Here is a 15,719-nt window from a genome sequence, read left to right as displayed (position 1 = left end):
GATCCGGATCCGACGCGCCGCGGCGTGTTCGCGACGAGAGGAATCGGATCCGGGCGACCGGGGGCGCGTCCCCGCGGTGGAGCGGCGCGCGGCCGCGAGATCCGCGCCACGACCGGGCGCGGGGCGCATCTCCGACGTCGGCGAGGCGCTACGCTGGGATCCAGACGTCCTCTCTCGGTCGTCCGGCCCTCACTGTTTCCCCCGACGGTGAGGGCTGTTTTCGTGCCTGCCCCCTGTTGCGCGCCAGGCGTGTGGGCTAGGTTGAGAGCGTCGGCGTGAAACTGCGCCGGCATCCGCCCCGAAAGAACGGCAATACATGAGCACCCAGGGCACCGTCAAGTGGTTCAACTCGGAGAAGGGCTTCGGCTTCATCTCCCCCGACGAGGGCGGCCAGGACGTCTTCGCGCACTACAGTGCGATCCAGAGCAGCGGATACCGCTCGCTGGAAGAGAACCAGCGCGTGGAGTTCGAGGTCGCGCAGGGCCCCAAGGGCCTGCAGGCTGAGAACATCGTCCCGCTGTAAGCACTCAGCGCAGCGCGATTGCGCGCCCCGCGCCGTGTGGTCTTCGGACCCCGGCCCGGGGCGCTTCTCTGTGTGCGGGGCCTCGCGGATCGGGCTCGTCAGCGGCGGCGCTTGCGGAAGCGCGCCAGCACGGCGGCCTCCTCCGCGTCGCGGGTCGCGCGCCGTGCGGCCTCGAGCGCCTCGATGGGGTCGTGCGCCTGGCGGGCCGCCGCGAGCTCATGGCGGGCGCTGTCGAGGCGCACGCGGGCGTCGAGCTCCGCGTCGAGCACGATCGACTCCGCGCGGGCGAGGGCGCTGCGCGCGGCGCTGAGCGAGCCGGGCAGGGCGCTGCGGGCGCCGCGGAGGCGCTGCTGCTGGGTGCGGGAGTCGCCGAGGGCGATGTCGAGGCGGTGCCGCAAGCGGGCGATCCGCTCGTTGGCCGTGACGGGGCGCCGCTCCGCCACGCGCATGGCCTGCTCGAGCGCCGAGTCGGCGACGCGGATCGCCTCGGCGAGGCGAGGGGCGTCGTCCTCCGACAGCGTCGCGAGGGTGCCCTCTGCGGCGCGGATCGCGGAGCGGGCGGCCTTCTCCTCGTCGCCGATCGCCTGCGCGGCGCCCGTCACGAGCCGGTGGGTCTCCTCCAGCAGCTGCGCGCTCTGGCCGGCGCGCACGAGCGCGCGCTCCATGTCGGCGAGCGCCTCGCGGACGGACGCCGACGGATCCCCGATCGCGGCGAGGGCGCGGTTCCAGTGGTCCTCGGCCTCCTCGATCGCCTCGTGGGCGCGCTCGTCGGCGTGCGCGGCGTCGTCCCACTCGCTCTCGTCGGCGATGCGCTCGAGGTCGACGCGCAGCGCGGCCGGGTCGCCCATCAGCTCGCGCAGCTCGTCGATGCGGGCTTGGGCGAGGTCGATCTGGCTCTCGGGCGACGCGTTCTCGTCGACCCACGCGGCGTTCTCCTCGCGCGCGGCGGACGTGATCCGCAGGGCCTCGTCGATGGCGCGGGAGAGGCGGCGGGCCTCGCGGCGCACCTCAGCGGGGTGGCGCCCCTCGGCCGACGCGGTGCGGTAGGCGGCGAAGGCGTCGTCGCGGGAGTGCTGGGCGGTCAGGCGCGCGCGCCGGAGCGAGGCGGGCGGGGTGCCGCCGTAGAGGGGCGTGGACAGGCCCAGCTCGAGGTCGATCGCGGCCGCGGCGTCGTCGAGCTCGACGAGCTTCGCGCCGGCGGCGGCGAGCTCGGCCGCCGCGCGCTCCTGCGCCCGCTTCCCGCGCCGCACGCGCTTCGCGACGATCACGGCGACGACGACGATCGCCGCCAGGACGACGAGCGCGATCCCGACGGGGAGCGCCGCCTCGAGGAGGGCCTCGAGGTCGATCCGAGAGAGGAGGTCGCCCATCAGACGGAGAGGATCAGGGGACGCAGCTGGTCGGGGGTGTCGACGGCGGCGATCGCGCCGGCCTCCTCCTCGGAGGACCCGAAGCCCCACCGCGCGAAGATGACGGGCACGCCGTGCTCGGCAGCCCCCTCGACGTCGTGGTGGCGGTCGCCGATGAGCACGGGCTTCGAGACGTCGACGCCGCGGGCGGCGAGGTCGGCCAGCGCACGGCCGAGCACGTCGGACTTGGTGTCGAGCGCGTCGGGATCCGGCACGGCGCCGTGGATCGAGACGAAGCAGCCGGAGAGGTCGTAGTGCTCGAGGATCGCCTCGACCTGGTTGCCGGGCTTCGTGCTCGCGGTCGACTGCGGCACGCCGGCGGCGTGCACGGCGCGGATCAGGTCGGGCACCCCGTCGTAGAGGCGCACGGACGCGGCGTAGCCCTGCTGGGCGGCGAGCCCGCGGTACCGGGCGACGGCGTCGCGAGCCTGATCCGCGGGGAGCCCCGCGAGCGCCTGGAACGACTCGAGCATGGGCGGCCCGATCCACCGGTTCACCTGGTCGGCGGGCACGGGCGGCGCCCCGATCTCGGCGAGGACCTGCGCGATGCGCGGCACGATGCCGGCGGACGCGTCGGCGATCGTGCCGTCGACGTCCCAGAGGACACAGGACCAGGGTGATGCCGCCATGCTCCCCACCCTACGAGGTGCCGCGCACCCGGCCGAACCCGGCGGGATCCGCGGGCGTCGACCCCGGCCCGCTCAGAACAGCGTCGGCACGCCGGAGTCGATGCCCTTCATCGCCGCGTAGTCGAGGGTGAGGCAGCGGACGCCCCGATCCTCCGCGAGGGTGCGGGCCTGCGGCTTGATCTCCTGCGCCGCGAAGACGCCCCGGATCCCCGTGAGCAGCGGGTCGCGGCCCAGGAGGTCGAGGTAGCGGGTGAGCTGCTCGACGCCGTCGATCTCGCCGCGGCGCTTCACCTCGACGGCGATCGCGACGCCGGCGGGGTCGCGCACGAGCAGGTCGACGGGGCCGATCGCGGTCGGGTACTCGCGGCGCACGAGCGTCGCGCCGTCGGCGATGAGGTCCACCTGCTCGGCGAGGAGGCGCTGCAGGTCGGCCTCGACGCCGTCCTTGATGAGGCCGGGGTCGGCGCCCAGGTCGTGCGTCGTGTCGGCCACGATCTCGTGGATGCGCACCGTGAGCGAGTCGCCCGACTTCTGGTGCGTGACCTTCCACATCTCCGCCACGCCCGCCTCGGCGAGCTCGTCGTCGACCTCGAGGTGGTCGAGGCGGCACGGCGGGCTCATCCAGTTGAGCGGCTTGTACGAGCCGCCGTCGGAGTGGATGAGCAGGCTGCCGTCGCCCTTGTGCATGAGCACGCGCGTGGCGAGCGGCAGGTGGGCGTTGAGGCGGCCCGTGTAGTCCACGGAGCAGCGGGCGATGACGAGGCGCACCGTGCGAGCCTAACCGAGGCGGGCGGGGAGGGGACCGGCTGCGCCCGCCCTCATCCCATCGTCGCGGTCGTGCGACCGGCCTCGCGCACCCGGCGCAGCTCGGCCTCGCGCTCGGCTCGCGAGATCGGGTGCCCCGTCGCGTCGGGGCGGCGCTGCCAGGGCGCAGGGCCGGCCGGGGGCCGGAACTCCACCCCCGCGGCGGTCAGCCGCTCGAGGTGCCCGGCGAGCCGCGGGGCGAACGCGTCGGGCGACGCCGGGCCCGACCAGAGGGCCTCCGCGAGCGCCGCGACCCGCGGGAACGCCGCGAAGTCGACCGCGCGCGGGTGGTCGATGTTCTCGGTCCACAGGTTCGCCTGGCCGCCGAGCACGTGGGCGCGGGCGTCGTCCGCGAGCCCCGGGGGCACGGGATCGAAGGCGACCACCGTGTCGACGTCGACGACGGTGCCGATCGGGATCGGCTCGTCGGGGCCGTCGGACTGGCGGTAGTCGAGGTACGCCGACATGTCGGGGCAGGCGACGACGTCGACGCCGGCCTCGGCCGCGCGGGCCACGGCGTGGTCGCCGCGCCAGGCGAGCACGGCCGTGTCGGGGCGCGACGGCGGCCCGTCGAGGATCTCCTCCCAGCCGATCGCGCGGCGCCCCCGCGCGGCGAGGTGCTCCTCGATCCGCGCGACGAACCACGGCTGCAGCCCGCTCGCCGAGGCGAGCCCGAGCTCGGACTGCCTCTCGCGCGTCTCGGCGTCGGCCTCCCATGGCTCCACGGGGCACTCGTCGGCGCCGATCCCGATGACGGGCGAGGGGAAGATCTCCACGACCTCGTCGAGCACCTGCCGGAAGAAGTCGACGGTCTCCTCGCGCAGGTTCAGCACGTGGCTGCCGATGCCCCATCCTCCGGGCACCTCGGCGGGCGCCGCGCCCGCGAGGCCCAGCTCGGGGTAGGCGGCGATGGCCGCTCCCACGTGGCCGGGCATCTCGATCTCGGGCACGACGAGGATGCCGAGGCGCTCGGCGTGCGCGACGATCTCGCGCAGGTCGTCGCGCGTGTAGAAGCCGCCGTGCGGCCGCCGGTCGAAGACGCCGGCCGTGCGGTGCCCCACCTGCGACCGGGGGCGCCAGCCGCCCACCTCGGTCAGCAGCGGGAAGCGCTCGATCTCGATGCGCCACCCCTGATCGTCGGTGAGGTGCAGGTGCAGCACGTTGATCTTGTGCATCGCGAGGAGGTCGAGGAACCGCCTCACCTCGCGCGGCGGCAGGAAGTGCCTGGCCACGTCGAGCATGACGCCCCGCCACGCGTGCCGCGGGCGGTCGTCGATCTCGACGGCGGGCACCTCCCAGTCCCGCTCTCCCACCGGCGCCTCGCGGAACGCCGCGGGCGGCAGCAGCTGCCGGAGGGTCTGCGCGCCGCGCCGCACCCCGTCGGCGTCGCCCCCGATGATCCGCGCCCCGTCCGGCGTCACCGACAGCCGGTACCGCTCGGCGCCGAGCGACGGATCCGCGCTCAGGCGGATCACGGGATCCGCGCTCTCCGCGAGCGGCAGGCCGGTGGGCTCGCGCAGCCGCTCGGCGAGCCACCGGGCGACGGGAGCCGCGGCGCCGTCGCCGCCGATGGTCGTCCGCTCGTCGAGGCGCAGCGCGCCGTCGCCCGGCGTCAGGGAGGCGGGGGAGGGGATCATGCGGTCTCGCTTTCCGGGTCAGCCCTTGACGGCGCCGCCGACGAGACCCGTCGCCATGCGGCCCTGCACGATGAGGAACACGATGATGACGGAGATCGCGATGAGCGCCGATCCCGCCATGATGCCTCCCCAGTCGGTCGCCTCGTAGCTCACGTTGAACCGCTGCAGCCAGAGGGGCAGCGTCGCGGCGGCGTTGTCCTTCATGATGACGAGCGCGAGCGTGTACTCGTTCCACGCCGACAGGAAGGCGAAGATCCCCGAGGCGACGAGGCCGGGCAGGAGCAGCGGCAGGGTGACGCGGGTGAAGGCGCCGAACCGCGACAGGCCGTCGACCTGGCCGGCCTCCTCGAGGTCGTAGGGGATGCCGTCGATGAAGCCCTTGAGCATCCAGATCGTGATGGGGATGCTGTGGCCGGCGTAGAGCAGGGCGAGGCCCAGGGCGCTGTTGATGAGGCTCCAGCTGTCCATCATCCGGTACTGCGAGAGGAACATCGCCTCGGCGGGGATCATCTGGATCACGAGGATCGTCACGATCACGGCGCCCTTGCTGCGGAACCGGAAGCGGCTGACGGCGGCGGCCGCGACGATCGCGCTGAGCACCGAGACCCCCACGGCGAGGGCCGTGACCGTCGCCGACATCCCCATCGCGCTCCAGAAGGATCCGTCCTGCAGCACCGTCAGGTAGCTGCTCGTCTCGAACGAGACGGGGAAGAACAGCAGCCCGGAGCCGTAGAGCTCCTCGTCGGTCTGCAGCGACGAGTTGATCATCCAGGAGATCGGGAAGATCCACAGGGCGCCGAACAGCACCGTGATGATCGACAGGAGGGGGCGGGGGCCGCGGCGGCGCCTCGTCGCGGGGCGGACGCCGGGACGGCGCGTGACGACCGCCATCGTCGTGGTGCGGGAAGCCTGGGGAGCGGTCATGCCTGGTTCGCATTCTTGAGCAGCTGGCGCACGTAGCCGGCCGTGACGAGCAGGGTGAGGATCAGCATGAGCATCGCGACGGCGGACCCCTGCCCGTAGTCGCCCTGCCCGAGGCCGATCTGGTAGATGTACGTGCCCAGCACGTTGGTCTCGCGGGTCACGCCGCCGGCGTTCTGCAGCACCGAGATCTGCGTGAACACCCGCAGGTCCCAGATGATCTGCAGCATGCCGACGAGGAACAGCACGGGCGCGATCATCGGCATCGTCACCGAGAAGAACCGCCGCAGGGGGCCGGCCCCGTCGATCTGCGCGGCCTCGATGACCGCGTCGTCGAGCTGCGTCAGCGACGCGTAGACCATGAACATGACGAGCGGAACGGATCCCCACGTCACGACGGCCCCTGCGATGACGAAGAAGGAGACGGGATCCATGAGCCAGGCGTGGTTGCGGAACCCCTCGAAGCCGAGCGCCACGAGCACGGTGTTCACGACGCCGTTGCGGGTGTCGAACAGCCACTGCCACACGGTCAGGGACGACAGGTGCGGCATCGCCCACGCGAGGAGCATCGCGACCTGCAGGAACACCCGCACGGGCGAGGGGACCTTCGTCATGAGGCGGCTCTCCGCTGACGGGTCGCGGCGCCGGGCGGGCCGGCGCCGCGACGGCGCGTCAGTCTCCGTTGAGGTGCGACGCGATGATCTCGTCGTACTTCCGGGCGATCTCGGCGGGGTCCTCGCCCTGGGCGAGCTCGGTGAGCAGGTCGCGCACGACGTCGTCGCTCTCGACGATGCCCCAGCCGGGGGTGGGCGGAGGCATCACCGCGGCCTGCACGGCGTCCTCCTGGGCGAGCGCGGCCGGGTTGGCCTCGTCGGGCACCGAGAAGGCGGTGTTGCCGGGAACCCAGCCGCCCTCGGTCGAGAACGACTCCTGGAACTCGGGCTCGAACATGAGGTGCAGCAGCTCGCGCGCGTGGTCCTGGTTGGGCGAGAGCGCCGGGATGCCGATGTTGGATCCGCCGGCGAGCACGTGCCCGGTCTCGCCCGCCGAGAGGCCGGGCAGGGCGAAGGCGCCCGTGTCGTCCTGCAGCTCGGGGTCGATGCTCGCGAAGTGGCTCGGCAGCGCGGAGAACATCGCGGTGCGGCCCTCGTTGTCGTTCACGGTGGGCTGGCGGGTCTCGTCCACAGAGGCGGTGGCGGCCGTCGACATGCCCTCGAGGTAGACGCGCTGCAGCTCCTCGAGCGCCGCGATGCCCTCGGGCTCCGAGAGCGTGCCGACCCACTGGTCGCCGTCCTGCTCGGCGATCGAGGATCCGGAGGTGAAGATCCAGCCGAGGCCGGAGCCGAAGTCCTTCGCGCCGAGGAAGATGCCGTCGAAGTCGGGCACGTCGCCGACGTTCGCCTCCTTGAGTGCGATGGCGGCGTCGCCGAGCTCCTCGAGCGTCTCGGGCACGTCGACCCCGGCGGCCTCGAGCATCGACTCGCGGTAGTAGATGACGCGGGTGCCGGCGAAGAAGGGCGCGGCGTACAGCTTCTCGTCGGCCGTGCCCGCCTCGACGAGGGCCGGGATCAGGTCGTCTCCGCCGATCGCGTCGGTCAGGTCGGTGATGTCGGAGAGCGCGCCCACCTCGGTGAAGGTGCGCACCTGCGTGTTGCCGAACTCGACGAGGTCGGGCGTCTGCGAGGCGCTCGCGAGGGTCGTCTGCAGCTTCGTGACGATGCCGTCCCAGTCCTGGATCTCGATCGTGAGCTCGGCGCCGTCGTGCTTCTCGGCCCAGGCGTCGACGAGCCACTCCTGCGCGGAGTCGGGCACGTCGCCGCGCATGAACCAGACCGTGAGGTCGGGGCTCGACTCCCCGCCGCCTCCGGATCCGTCGGATCCGCTGCATCCCGTCAGCGCGAGCGCGCCGACGAGCAGCGTTCCCATCGCGATGCGTCTCGTGGTGGTCATCGTGGTCCCTCTCGTGATGCGCCGGGACGGCGCGGATTCGACATTGAACCGCTCGCGACGGGTGAGGTGGGTCTCCCGGCGCCGGGGATTCTGTAAAGGTGCCATACAAACTAATCTGGTTCAAGAGCGCGGTGGTTACGCCCGATTGGTCGGAATGTTTCTGTCGCGTGTCGATGTGTTCTGCAGGGGATCGATACGAATCCGCGCGCCCTCCCGTTCGTCGATGAGGACGACAGGGGGATCATGGAACGGCCGCCAGCGCCGCGGCGGCCGACGAACGAGGAGCGGGAGCGACGATGGACTGGGACACGACGGGGAGGAGCTCTGCGCCGAGCCCGGAGGCGAAGCTCCTGCCGACCGACGCGAGGGCCCACAACCGCGCCCTCGTGCTGCGCACGGTGCTGCGGGCCGCTCCGGTCAGCCGCGCCGACATCTCGCGCATCACCGGGCTCTCGCGCATCACCGTGTCGGAGCTCGTCAGCGGGCTCGTCGCCGACGGGGCGATCGCGGAGGCCGGCGCGCGGGAGACCACGGGGCGGCCGGGCAAGCCGGCGACGCTGCTCCGGGTGAACCCGGACGCGTTCGCGGTCGTCGCCGTCGACCTCAGCCAGCCGCGCCGCTTCGCCGGCCGCCTCGTCGCCCTCGACGGCGCCGCGCTGCACGAGGCGGCCGTCGAGGGCGACCTGCGGGGCGAGGCGGCGCTCGCCGCCGTGGTCGATCTCGTCGCGCGGCTCGCGGCCGCCTCGGAGAGCCCGCTCGGCGGCATCGGGGTCGGATCCCCCGGCATCGTCGACGACGACGGGGTCGTCGTCGAGTCGACCAACCTCGGCTGGCGCCGCCTCGCGCTCGCCGAGCTGCTGACCGAGCGCTTCGGGGTGCCTGCGGTCGTCGAGAACGACGTCAACGCGGCGATCACCGCAGAGCTCGGCTCCGCGCGTCCCTCAGACACGCTCCTCGTGCGAATCGGCACGGGCGTCGGCGGCGCGGCCGTCATCGGGGGCCGCCTCGTGCGGGGCGCCAATCACGCCGGGGGCGAGATCGGCCACATCCTGCTCCGCCCGGGCGCGGACGACGAGACGACGGTCGAGCGCGCGGTGCAGGAGCTCGTCGCCCGCGTGCGGGAGCTGCGGGACGGGGAGCAGGGGGCGGAGACCCGGGCGGAGCTGGCGGAGGCGCACCGCCGGATCGGCGAGATGCTCGGCGAGGGGCTCCTCTCGGCGGTGGCGATGCTCGACGTGCCCGAGGTCATCGTGCAGGGCCCGGCGGTGCTCGACCTCGCGGCCGTCGCCGCCGTGGCGCAGGAGGCGATCACGACCAGGCGCGCGCTCGTCTCGGGGCGCCGATGCGTCGTGCGGCCGGGATCGCGAGGCGACGACGTCGTCATCGCGGGAGTCGCCGGCATCGTGCGCCAGCGGGCCCTCGCCTCGTTCTGAGCGCGCGCCTGAGGAGCGGCGACGGCCGCGAAGGGCATGCCCGGATCCGCATCTCCTGACAGATCCCGCGCCGCCGGAACATCCTGTACCCGTAGAATGGACAGGACAGACGCCCGCCGCGCCCGTGTGAACGGTGCCCGACGCCGAGGAGACGCCCATGCTCGCGATCCTCGCTGCCTTCGCGGTCGGATCGCTGCTTCTCGTTCCCCTGACGAAGCTGATGGGGCCCCGCGTCTTCTACGTCGCGGCGCTCTTCCCGCTCGCGGGTCTCGTGCACGCGATCCTCTCCGCAGGCGACGTGCTCGCCGGAAGGATTCCGACCGAGGTATACGAGTGGATCCGCCCGCTCGGCATCGATCTCTCGATGCGCATGAGCACCCTGAACTGGGTGATGACGCTCATCGTCACGGGCGTCGGCGCGCTCGTGCTGCTCTACTGCCGCGACTACTTCCGCGGCAAGCACGAGGGAGTCGGCCGGTTCGCCGCCGTGCTGCTCGCCTTCTCGGGCGCGATGTACGGCCTCGTGCTCACCGACGACCTCATCGTCCTCGTGATGTTCTGGGAGATCACGAGCATCCTGTCGTACCTGCTGATCGGCCACTACTACCAGCGCGCGGCCAGCCGCCGTGCGGCCCTGCAGGCGCTGCTGACGACGACCCTCGGCGGCCTCGTGATGTTCGTCGGCGCGGTCATGATGGTCGTGCAGGCGGGCACCAACAGCATCCAGGAGATCCTCGCCGATCCGCCGTCGGGCACGGTCATCGAGGTCGCGCTCGCCCTGCTGCTCGTCGGCGCGCTCAGCAAGTCGGCGATCTTCCCGTTCCACTACTGGCTCCCGGGCGCGATGGCCGCGCCCACGCCGGTCAGCGCCTACCTGCACGCCGCGGCGATGGTGAAGGCGGGCATCTACCTGCTCGGCCTGTTCGCGCCGACCTTCGGCGAGGGCGTCGTCTGGCGGCCGACGCTCGTCGTCCTCGGCATCGTCACGATGCTGCTCGGCGGCCTGCAGTCGCTGCGCGAGTGCGACCTCAAGCGCATCCTCGCCTACGGCACGGTCAGCCAGCTCGGCTTCATCTCGGTCGTCATCGGCTTCGGCACGCGCGACACGGCGCTCGCGGGGCTCGCCCTCGTCATCGGCCACGCGCTGTTCAAGGCCACGCTCTTCCTCGTCGTCGGCATCATCGACCGCCAGCTCTCGACGCGCGACATCGGCGAGCTCAGCGGCCTCGGCCGCCAGGCGCCGACGCTCGCGGGCATCTCGATCGTCGCCGTCGCCTCGATGGCGGGCCTGCCGCCGATGCTCGGCTTCGTCGCGAAGGAGGCCGCGCTCACCTCGCTGCTCGAGGCGGCGCTCGCGGGCAGCCCGTGGGGCTGGGTCGCCCTCGTCGGCGTGATCCTCGGATCCGCGCTCACCGTCGCCTACGGCCTGCGCTTCCTCTGGGGCGCGTTCGCGACGAAGCGCGACACCGCAGGCGAGGCGCGTCCCGTCACCGAATGGCCGGATCCGCCCCTCGGCTTCCTCGCGAGCCCGCTCATCCTCGCGGCGCTCTCGCTCGCCGGCGGCATCGTCGCGCCGATGATCGACGACCTCATCGCCCCCTACGCGAACACCGCGCCGGGCGAGCACGGCTACCACCTCGCGCTCTGGCACGGCCTCGAGCCGGCGCTCGGGTTCTCGGCCCTGTCGATCGTCGCGGGCGTGCTCCTGTTCCTCGCGAACCGGTCGGGACGCTGGGGCCGCAAGGGGCGCGTGCTGCACGTGTACGCGAACGACGTCTACTACGCGATCACCCGCTCGGTCGACCGCCTCGCGGTCGTCGTCACGAGCAAGACCCAGCGCGGATCCCTGCCGATCTACGTGAGCACCGTGTTCCTCGTGCTGCTCGCCGCCGAGGGCGTCGCTCTCCTGTCGAGCACGGAGTGGAAGGTCGATCTCGCGGCCTGGCACACCCCCATCGAGCCGATCGCGGCGGGCCTCATGATCGTCGCGGGCATCATCGCGGTCCGCGCGAAGAAGCGGTTCACGGGCGTGGTGCTCGTCTCCGTGACCGGCCTCGGCATGATCACGCTGTTCTCGCTCTTCGGCGCCCCCGACCTCGCCGTCACCCAGGTGCTCGTCGAGACCGTGACCCTCATCACCTTCTCGCTCGTGCTGCGGCGCATCCCCGCGCGCCTCGGCAGCCACAACGGCAGCTCGAGCCCCGTGCTGCGCGCGATCCTCGGCATCGCGGTCGGCGCGATGATGGCGGTCCTCGTGGTCGTCGCGGCTGGCGCCCGCATCCACGACCCCGTCTCGGAGCCGTGGACCGAGCTGGCCTACCAGATCGGCCACGGCAAGAACGTCGTCAACGTGGCGCTCGTCGACCTGCGCGGCTGGGACACGATGGGCGAGCTCAGCGTGCTCGTGCTCGCCGCCACCGGCGTCGCCTCGCTCGTGTTCGTCACAGCGCGCGGAGACCGCCTCAGCGAGATCCGCTCGAAGGTGCGCGAGAAGATCCCCGCCGGCGCGCGACGCGCGATCCGGCACCGTCCGATCGTCGAGACGACGCACGGCCCGCGCGTCAGCAGCGCCGACAACGCGGGCGCCCCGCGGGCGTGGCTCATCGGCGGTCAGGCGCAGGCGCCCGAGTCGCGGTCGATCATCCTCGAGGTGATCGTGCGCGTGCTGTTCCACACGATCATCGTCATCTCGATCTACCTGCTGTTCGCCGGGCACAACCTGCCGGGCGGCGGGTTCGCGGGCGGGCTCGTCGCCGGTCTCGCCCTCGTCATGCGCTACGTCGCGGGCGGGCGGTACGAGCTGGGCGTCGCGGCGCCCACCGACGCCGGGCACATGCTGGGCTTCGGCATCATCATCGCCGTGACGACCGCGATCGCTCCGATGCTGTTCGGCTCCGAGCCGCTCACCCGGGCGATCTGGGAGGCCGACCTCCCGCTCGTCGGCCACATCGAGTTCGTCTCGTCGACGTTCTTCGACATCGGCGTGTACCTCGTGGTCATCGGCCTGGTGCTCGACGTGCTGCGCTCGCTGGGCGCGGAGGTCGACCGCCAGCTCAAGGAGGAGGACGGCCGCCCGTTCGTGGCCTCCCCGGCGAAGGGAGGCGTCTCGTGACCGTCTCGATCACCCTCGTCGTCGTCATGGGGGCGCTCTACGCGCTCGGCGTCTTCGCGATGCTGGAGCGCAGCCTCACGCGCGTGCTCATCGGGTTCCTGCTGCTCGGCAACGCCACCAACCTCCTCCTGCTCATCGCGATGGGCTTCCCCGGCGTCTCGCCGTTCCACGGCAACGAGGGGCACCAGTCCGATCCGCTGCCGCAGGCGCTCATGCTCACCGCGATCGTCATCACCTTCGCGGTCAGCGCCTTCCTGCTCGCGCTCATCTACCGCTCCTGGCAGCTCGGCCAGGCCGACACGGTCGAGGACGACGAAGAGGATCTCTCGCTGCACGAGCGCGCCGGCGAGACGGAGGGCGTGCTCGACGACGAGGAGGAGGACGCCGAGGAGGAAGACGAGGAGACGACCGACTTCAGCGGCACCGAGGCGGCGCCGCTCACGGCGGTCACCCCGCAGCAGTCCGACGAGAGAGGAGGGGATCGGTGAGCAATCTCGTTCCGCTGTTCGTGACCCTTCCGCTCCTGGGAGCCGGCTTCGCGCTGCTGGTCGGGCGCCGAGCCCGCCTGCAGGCCGCCGTGTCGGTCGTCACGCTGTCCGCGGTGTTCGTGCTCGCGATCGTCATGCTCGTCGCGGTGGACCGCGGAGAGCCGCTGGCGGTGTCGGTGGCCGGATGGCCCGTGCCGCTCGGCATCGTGCTCTACGTCGACCGCTTCGCGGCGCTCCTCATCGCGGTGTCCAGCATCGTGCTGCTCGCGGTGCTCCTCTTCGCCATCGGCCAGGGAGCCACCGACCGCGACGACGACGCGCCCGTCTCGATCTTCCACCCGACCTACCTGATCCTGGGCGCCGGCATCTTCAACGCGTTCATCGCGGGCGACCTGTTCAACCTCTACGTCGGCTTCGAGATCCTGCTCGTCGCGTCGTACGTGCTCATCACCCTGGGATCCACGGAGTCGCGCATCCGCACGGGCACCGTCTACATCGTGGTGTCGCTCGTGTCGAGCATCGTGTTCCTCTCGGCGATCGCCCTCATCTACGCGTCGCTCGGCACCGTGAACATGGCGCAGATCGCCGAGCGCATGGTCGAGCTGCCGGATCACGTGCAGATGGTGCTGCACATCATGCTGATCCTCGGGTTCGCGATCAAGGCAGCGGTGTTCCCGCTGTCGTTCTGGCTGCCCGACTCGTACCCGACGGCCCCCGCCTCGGTCACGGCGGTCTTCGCGGGCCTGCTGACGAAGGTCGGCGTCTACGCGATGATCCGCACCGAGACGCAGATGTTCCACGATTCGAGCATCAACGGGGTGCTCGTGGTCGTCGCGATCGCGACGATGGTCGTCGGCATCCTGGGCGCCGTCGCGCACGCCGAGCTGAAGCGCATCCTGTCGTTCACCCTCGTGAGCCACGTCGGGTACATGGTGTTCGGGCTCGCGATGGCGACGGAGGCGGCGATCGGCGCGACCGTGTTCTACATGGTCCACCACATCGTCGTGCAGACGACGCTGTTCCTCGCCGTGGGCCTCATCGAGCGGCACGCGGGATCCACGTCGATCCTGAAGGTGAAGGGCCTCGTCGCGGCGGCTCCGCTCATCGCGGCGCTGTACTTCATCCCCGCGCTCAACCTCGGCGGCTTGCCCCCGTTCTCCGGGTTCATCGGCAAGGTCGCGCTGTTCGACGCGGCGGCCGAGATCGGCACCCCGCTCATGTGGACGGCGATCGGCGCCGGCGTCATCACGTCGCTGCTCACGCTCTACGCGCTCATGCGGGCATGGAACCTCGCCTTCTGGCGCGAGAAAGAGGACTCGGCCCTCACGGAGGAGCGCGTGCAGTACCTCACGCGCGCTCCCGCCGCCGACGTGCAGACGAAGAAGCTCGAGACGCCGAAGATCATGACGGGCACGACGATCGGCATGGTGGTCGTGACCGTCGCGCTCACGGTGTTCGCGGGGCCGATCTACGACGTGTGCGAGCGCGTCGGCCAGTCGCTGCTCGAGCCGATCTCGCTCGTGCAGCTGGAGGGGGTGGAGCAGGGATCATGATCGCCGCCAAGCGCAGCGCCCTGCGCCGCTTCTGGGTGCAGCTGCCGTTCTCGATCTGGCTCGTCATCCTCTGGATGCTGCTGTGGGGCCAGTTCACCTGGCTCGCCGCCATCACGGGCGTCGCGGTCGCGGCCTTCGTCACGGCCGCCTTCCGCCTGCCGAGCGCCGAACTGTCGGGGCGGGTGAACCCGTGGCGTCTCCTGATCTTCGTCGTGGCGTTCCTCCTCGACCTCGTGCGCGGAGCCCTCGAGGTGGCCTGGGAGGCGCTCACGCCGAACCCGCCGTACGCCGCCGTCATCAGGGTGCCGCTGAAGGTCGACGACGACCTCCTCATGACGCACGTCGCCGTGACGATGTCGCTCGTGCCGGGATCCACGGTGGTCGAAGCCGATCGCGAGAACCGTATCCTGTACCTGCACGCGATCCGCACCCGGACGATGGACGACGTCGAGAGGGTGCGCCGGTCGGCGTGGCGGTGGGAGAAGCGCATCGCGCTCGCTCTGGGGTCGCGGCAGTCCGTCGAGGATGTGCGTCGCGGCGTGACCGTCGCCGAGCGTCGAGCCGAGTCGGTGGGAGGCGCGGCATGACCGTCCAGAACGTGCTGATCGCGATCATCGTCGCGCTGTTCGCCGTCGCGGCGGTGCTGACGCTGATCCGGATGGTGAAGGGTCCGTCGATCCTCGACCGCGCCGTCGCGAGCGACGTGCTGCTCACCGAGGTGCTCTGCGTGATGGGCGCGGAGGCGGTCATCAACCAGCGCACCGACACGCTGCCCGTGATGCTCATGATCGCGGCGACGGGCATCCTCGGCACCGTCGCCGTCGCGCGCTTCGTCGCGCGCCGCGACCAGAGGAGGGACGAACGATGACCGACGCCTTCGAGATCGCCGCCCTGGTGCTCGTGCTCATCGGCGCCGCGCTGTGCCTGACGGCGGCGATCGGCCTGCTGCGCTTCCGCGACGTGCCGTCGCGTCTGCATGCCGCGACGAAGCCGCAGGTGCTCGGCCTGATCCTCATCCTGATCGGCGTGGCGCTCGCGCTGCAGAGCTGGCCCGTCGTCGCGTTCATCATCCCGATCGTCGTGATCCAGATGGCCACGGCCCCGCTCTCGGCCCACATGGTGGGGCGGCAGGCCTACCGCAACGGCACGATCGACCGCGAGAACCTCATCGTCGACGAGCTCGCCGACGACCCCGAGGGCCGCTGACGGCGTCTTCGGGCTCGCGAGTGGCGCAGATCTTCGCGAACGGCGCTGATATGA

General features: G+C 71.8%; 15 protein-coding genes. 8 read left to right on the top strand and 7 right to left on the bottom strand.

Features of this window, described 5'->3' with window-relative positions; translation table 11 throughout:
- Positions 1-316 precede the first annotated feature (316 nt).
- Positions 317-523 (top strand): cold-shock protein, encoded by a 207-nt coding sequence (locus NHL53_RS06165; RefSeq protein WP_433775972.1) that lies wholly within the window; start codon positions 317-319, stop codon positions 521-523.
- A 98-nt stretch (positions 524-621) separates the two neighbouring features.
- Here the strand turns inward: NHL53_RS06165 and NHL53_RS06160 are convergent, their stop codons facing one another.
- The 7 genes from NHL53_RS06160 to NHL53_RS06130 form a co-directional block, all read right to left on the bottom strand.
- Positions 622-1,893, bottom strand: a complete 1,272-nt coding sequence (locus tag NHL53_RS06160; protein WP_433775971.1) for a hypothetical protein — start codon at positions 1,891-1,893, stop codon at positions 622-624.
- Positions 1,893-2,561 carry an HAD hydrolase-like protein gene (locus NHL53_RS06155; protein ID WP_433775970.1) on the bottom strand — a complete coding sequence of 223 codons (669 nt, stop codon included), beginning with the start codon at positions 2,559-2,561 and terminating at the stop codon, positions 1,893-1,895. The genes NHL53_RS06160 and NHL53_RS06155 overlap by 1 nt, the downstream gene beginning before the upstream one ends.
- Before the next feature lie 72 nt (positions 2,562-2,633).
- On the bottom strand, positions 2,634-3,329 hold the full coding sequence (gene nucS / locus NHL53_RS06150) for an endonuclease NucS (protein ID WP_433775969.1): 696 nt from the start codon (positions 3,327-3,329) through the stop codon (positions 2,634-2,636).
- 50 nt (positions 3,330-3,379) lie between these two features.
- Positions 3,380-5,002, bottom strand: a complete 1,623-nt coding sequence (locus NHL53_RS06145; protein ID WP_433775968.1) for a beta-N-acetylhexosaminidase — start codon at positions 5,000-5,002, stop codon at positions 3,380-3,382.
- Between the two features lie 18 nt (positions 5,003-5,020).
- Positions 5,021-5,926, bottom strand: a complete 906-nt coding sequence (locus tag NHL53_RS06140; protein WP_433775967.1) for a carbohydrate ABC transporter permease — start codon at positions 5,924-5,926, stop codon at positions 5,021-5,023.
- Positions 5,923-6,537, bottom strand: coding sequence for a carbohydrate ABC transporter permease (locus tag NHL53_RS06135; protein ID WP_433775966.1), 615 nt, complete (start codon positions 6,535-6,537; stop codon positions 5,923-5,925). Before NHL53_RS06135 ends, NHL53_RS06140 begins: the two co-directional genes overlap by 4 nt.
- A gap of 58 nt (positions 6,538-6,595) precedes the next feature.
- Positions 6,596-7,873: an extracellular solute-binding protein gene (locus tag NHL53_RS06130; RefSeq protein WP_433775965.1), complete on the bottom strand. Its 1,278-nt coding sequence runs from the start codon at positions 7,871-7,873 to the stop codon at positions 6,596-6,598.
- A gap of 296 nt (positions 7,874-8,169) precedes the next feature.
- Between NHL53_RS06130 and NHL53_RS06125 the strand changes: the two genes are divergently transcribed.
- The 7 genes from NHL53_RS06125 to mnhG all read left to right on the top strand — a co-directional run bounded on the left by NHL53_RS06125 (position 8,170) and on the right by mnhG (position 15,665).
- Positions 8,170-9,306 (top strand): ROK family protein, encoded by a 1,137-nt coding sequence (locus tag NHL53_RS06125; RefSeq protein ID WP_433775964.1) that lies wholly within the window; start codon positions 8,170-8,172, stop codon positions 9,304-9,306.
- Between the two features lie 157 nt (positions 9,307-9,463).
- Positions 9,464-12,418, top strand: coding sequence for a Na+/H+ antiporter subunit A (locus NHL53_RS06120; RefSeq protein ID WP_433775963.1), 2,955 nt, complete (start codon positions 9,464-9,466; stop codon positions 12,416-12,418).
- Positions 12,415-12,906 (top strand): Na(+)/H(+) antiporter subunit C, encoded by a 492-nt coding sequence (locus NHL53_RS06115; RefSeq protein ID WP_433775962.1) that lies wholly within the window; start codon positions 12,415-12,417, stop codon positions 12,904-12,906. The genes NHL53_RS06120 and NHL53_RS06115 overlap by 4 nt, the downstream gene beginning before the upstream one ends.
- The gene (locus NHL53_RS06110) at positions 12,903-14,459 is read left to right on the top strand and encodes a Na+/H+ antiporter subunit D (RefSeq protein ID WP_433775961.1); all 1,557 of its coding nucleotides are present in this window, start codon (positions 12,903-12,905) and stop codon (positions 14,457-14,459) included. Before NHL53_RS06115 ends, NHL53_RS06110 begins: the two co-directional genes overlap by 4 nt.
- Entirely contained in the window at positions 14,456-15,046 is a 591-nt protein-coding gene (locus tag NHL53_RS06105) for a Na+/H+ antiporter subunit E (protein WP_433775960.1), read from the top strand. The genes NHL53_RS06110 and NHL53_RS06105 overlap by 4 nt, the downstream gene beginning before the upstream one ends.
- Positions 15,043-15,327: a monovalent cation/H+ antiporter complex subunit F gene (locus NHL53_RS06100; RefSeq protein WP_433775959.1), complete on the top strand. Its 285-nt coding sequence runs from the start codon at positions 15,043-15,045 to the stop codon at positions 15,325-15,327. The genes NHL53_RS06105 and NHL53_RS06100 overlap by 4 nt, the downstream gene beginning before the upstream one ends.
- Positions 15,324-15,665 (top strand): monovalent cation/H(+) antiporter subunit G, encoded by a 342-nt coding sequence (gene mnhG / locus NHL53_RS06095; RefSeq protein WP_433775958.1) that lies wholly within the window; start codon positions 15,324-15,326, stop codon positions 15,663-15,665. Before NHL53_RS06100 ends, mnhG begins: the two co-directional genes overlap by 4 nt.
- Positions 15,666-15,719 lie beyond the last annotated feature (54 nt).

It is taken from the genome of Microbacterium sp. gxy059, from assembly GCF_050958665.1.
GTDB lineage: Bacteria > Actinomycetota > Actinomycetes > Actinomycetales > Microbacteriaceae > Microbacterium.
The sequence above is the reverse complement of the archived record's forward strand: the minus strand, read 5'-3'. Positions and strand labels throughout refer to the sequence as shown.

Bases quoted from the DNA above. Each gene is read 5' to 3' on its own strand.
- NHL53_RS06140 (WP_433775967.1), bottom strand. From the start codon at position 5,926: ATGACCGCTCCCCAGGCTTCCCGCACCACGACGATGGCGGTCGTCACG.
- NHL53_RS06145 (WP_433775968.1), bottom strand. From the start codon at position 5,002: ATGATCCCCTCCCCCGCCTCCCTGACGCCGGGCGACGGCGCGCTGCGC.
- mnhG (WP_433775958.1), top strand. From the start codon at position 15,324: ATGACCGACGCCTTCGAGATCGCCGCCCTGGTGCTCGTGCTCATCGGC.
- NHL53_RS06160 (WP_433775971.1), bottom strand. From the start codon at position 1,893: ATGGGCGACCTCCTCTCTCGGATCGACCTCGAGGCCCTCCTCGAGGCG.
- NHL53_RS06125 (WP_433775964.1), top strand. From the start codon at position 8,170: ATGGACTGGGACACGACGGGGAGGAGCTCTGCGCCGAGCCCGGAGGCG.
- NHL53_RS06100 (WP_433775959.1), top strand. From the start codon at position 15,043: ATGACCGTCCAGAACGTGCTGATCGCGATCATCGTCGCGCTGTTCGCC.
- NHL53_RS06105 (WP_433775960.1), top strand. From the start codon at position 14,456: ATGATCGCCGCCAAGCGCAGCGCCCTGCGCCGCTTCTGGGTGCAGCTG.
- NHL53_RS06130 (WP_433775965.1), bottom strand. From the start codon at position 7,873: ATGACCACCACGAGACGCATCGCGATGGGAACGCTGCTCGTCGGCGCG.
- NHL53_RS06155 (WP_433775970.1), bottom strand. From the start codon at position 2,561: ATGGCGGCATCACCCTGGTCCTGTGTCCTCTGGGACGTCGACGGCACG.
- NHL53_RS06165 (WP_433775972.1), top strand. From the start codon at position 317: ATGAGCACCCAGGGCACCGTCAAGTGGTTCAACTCGGAGAAGGGCTTC.
- NHL53_RS06135 (WP_433775966.1), bottom strand. From the start codon at position 6,537: ATGACGAAGGTCCCCTCGCCCGTGCGGGTGTTCCTGCAGGTCGCGATG.
- NHL53_RS06120 (WP_433775963.1), top strand. From the start codon at position 9,464: ATGCTCGCGATCCTCGCTGCCTTCGCGGTCGGATCGCTGCTTCTCGTT.